This is a genomic window from Streptococcus parasanguinis (genome assembly GCF_001578955.1).
Taxonomy (GTDB): domain Bacteria; phylum Bacillota; class Bacilli; order Lactobacillales; family Streptococcaceae; genus Streptococcus; species Streptococcus parasanguinis_U.
Window position 1 is genome coordinate 399,785 of sequence record NZ_KQ969690.1, and the last position, 2,912, is coordinate 402,696.

The window sequence follows — 2,912 nt, forward strand, 5'->3', positions numbered from 1 at the left end:
CCGTATTTACTCAATCTCATATTTTGGGATTAGAAACAATTATAGGAAGAGTATTACATATAGTAGGTGCACTTGGACCAGCTATTGCAAGTGGCTTTTATTTAAAAAGGAATAATATAAAATTTAAACATTTTTTATTTAGTAAGAAAGAAAATAGTAGTATTTATTTCATTATTCATTTGTTAGCAATTTTGATACTATTTTCTGTATCTTCCTTAGAATTAAACGGAGTATCCATTTAACTGATGCCATTATTCTTTATACAACTAATTTTTTTTGGTGGTGGACATGAAGAATTAGGATGGAGAGGAATATTACAGCCGTTACTTGATAAAAAATATACATATTGGCAATCTAATTTGATTGTAGGATCAATTTGGGGAATATGGCATCTGCCTTTATGGTTTATAGTTGGAGAAAGTCATCAAGGATTTCCTTTTATTTTATTTTTTATATATACATTATTTTTAAGTTTTGTTTTAGGGCTTCTTTATCGTCAAACGAAATCTGTGGGATACTGTATATTATTTCATGCGTTCGCAAATTTGTTAAATCTCTATTTTGTGTTAAAAATTAATCTTATTTTTATTATCATTTTTATTGCTTATTTAATTTATACAATATTAGCGGGTAATAGAATTAGTAAGGAAAAGAGTTTGTATCCAAAATAACTGGATATACTCTAGAAAATGAAGATGATTTTGTTCAAGGGAATAAAGTAGAAATAACGAACATTTAGATGAAAGGTTTAGAGTAAACATGAGTCTCTTATTTGAAGAATTTAAAACTATTTGTTTCCATTTAAATCGAGTCGGAATTACACCGACACTGATGGGGTCTTTGGGATTGGAGTTTAGAACGAAAGAAAATTGGGTGCCGTCTGACATTGACATTCATGTACCTGGTGACCCTAGAGGTTGGGAAGCACCTGACTATCTCAGAATTTATGACTGGGACAAGATAATGAAAGTGATGAAAGACTTAGGCTACGTCTTAATAGATATTCATGAGCATGAATTCCAAAAGGATAGAGAGAGTGTTGAATTTGGAAGTATCGATTCCTTACTTGATTTTGCAGGAGTTTCGGAATCGGATATAGAGCTTATTCACATTGAAGGCATCACTTTTCGTCTTCCAAGTCTAGAGCAGTATCTAAGTATTTACAAAGCCTCTTCTCAAGACTCCTATCGAAATGAACAAAATAACAATAAGGACTTTAAAAAGATCGAGTGGCTGGAAAAACATTTGTAAATTATCATATGAAAAGTAGTAAGTTGTAAGACTGGCTGCTATGTTATTTTTATTGGTTATTTAATTTATACGATATTGGCTAGTAATAGAATTAGTAAAGAAAAGGATTTTAAATTTTAGAATGGATGTTGTTTCTTTAGAAGAAGTGATCAATTTTCCCTTCCACAGTATCATTTTAAAATGTTTTTAATAGCCTTTTGTTTATTAGTATAAAAGCTGAATATTACCACATGTGGAGATGGTAGTATTGATGTCAAGGGTTGAAAAATAAGAGTGTGAAAACCTCTTGATTTCAGAGTGTTTGTGGAATTTGGAATTCTATTTTATAATGCCAATAATCCTGTCAAACGCCCTAAAATCAAGGGCTTGGGAACATATCCATGGGGATAGTTAAGTGAACAGAATAGATATGGGGTAGGTTGAGTTGATAAGATTACTATTCCAAGGTTGAGTTGATATGATGATTAAATAGACTAATCACCATTGATAAATTCTAATCATATGTTGATTAGACAAGTGCAGGTAGGTGAGAAAACATGCCGAATAATTCAAACGTTTATTATATTCCCCCGAAGCCAAAAAGGGAAAAACGTGTCGGGATTTATTGTCATGTAAGTACAAATAGTATGGATCACCTTCATAGCCTGACTGCTCAAATATCGCATTTGACCAGATTGATTGCCTCAATGCTGCAATGGGTTTTAGCTGACGTTTATATAGACATTGCTACAAGTAAAACAGTTTCATCCAGAAAAGAGTTCAATCAGATACTTGACAATTGCCGTTCAAGAAAGCTGGATATAGTTATAGCGAAAAATATTAGTAGATTCGGCAGAGATACGGTTGAAATATTAGATGCTCTTAATCAATTAAAAACGCTTGGCGTTCATGTAATATTTGAGCAGGATGAATTGGATACTGAAAATACAGACAGTGACTTGATGATAGCAATTGTTGAAGCACTTGCACAAGGTGAAAACGAGTCAAGAAGTGAAAATATAAAATGCGGAATTAAGCAGCGTGCAGCACAGGGGACTTCGAAACTCTATGATAGAAAGTGTTATGGTTACAAACATGATGCCGATGGAAAGCTGGTTATTGATGAAGAACAGGCTGAAAATGTTAGGCTGATATTTGATTTATATCTCAGCGGTCAAAGTATTTTAGGCATTATCAGGGAACTCGAAAAAAGAAAGATTCTCTCTCCAACCGGAAAAGAGAAATGGTGTAAGAGAACGATTGATGTTATGCTGAGTAATGAGAAGTATACTGGTGATGTTAAACTTTTTAAATCAGGAAAAAGCGATGTTCAGTATATGGCATCAGAAAACAACCCTGCGATAATTTCAAAGGAAACTTTTGAGGCAGTGCAGATTGAGAAAGGTCGGAGGAGTAATATTGTGAAAGAGGAAAATGGTAGTAAGAGGAAAAACGAAAAGTATAGTTCTAAAAAGAAGTAATATATAGATTATTTGGTACGGTTAAGGAGAGTTTGTATATGGCAAAACAAAAAAGCTGGAATAATTATTATGAAATCGTTGATGAATTAGGAGAAGGCGGAAATGCAAAAGTCTATCGTGTAAAATGTAAAGAAGATAATGAAGAATATGCTTTAAAAGATTTAGTTGTTGGGGGAAAAGAGAAACACAGTCGTTTTGTCA

At 32.8% G+C, this 2,912-nt stretch carries 2 protein-coding genes and 2 pseudogenes; all 4 read left to right on the forward strand.

Annotation, left to right across the window (positions count from 1 at the left end; all coding sequences use genetic code 11):
* A pseudogene (locus SPADD19_RS05770) lies at positions 1-671 on the forward strand (CPBP family intramembrane glutamic endopeptidase); the annotation flags it as partial.
* An 88-nt stretch (positions 672-759) separates the two neighbouring features.
* Positions 760-1,251, forward strand: coding sequence for a nucleotidyltransferase (locus SPADD19_RS05775; protein ID WP_061455485.1), 492 nt, complete (start codon positions 760-762; stop codon positions 1,249-1,251).
* Positions 1,252-1,293: 42 nt separating this feature from the next.
* A pseudogene (locus SPADD19_RS13165) lies at positions 1,294-1,371 on the forward strand (CPBP family intramembrane glutamic endopeptidase); the annotation flags it as partial.
* Between the two features lie 416 nt (positions 1,372-1,787).
* Complete coding sequence (locus SPADD19_RS05780; protein ID WP_061455486.1) at positions 1,788-2,711, forward strand: recombinase family protein; 924 nt, start codon at positions 1,788-1,790, stop codon at positions 2,709-2,711.
* The last annotated feature ends 201 nt before the right edge of the window (positions 2,712-2,912 follow it).

Excerpts from the sequence above, each read along its gene's own strand:
- SPADD19_RS05775 (WP_061455485.1), top strand. The coding sequence starts at position 760 with ATGAGTCTCTTATTTGAAGAATTTAAAACTATTTGTTTCCATTTAAAT.
- SPADD19_RS05780 (WP_061455486.1), top strand. The coding sequence starts at position 1,788 with ATGCCGAATAATTCAAACGTTTATTATATTCCCCCGAAGCCAAAAAGG.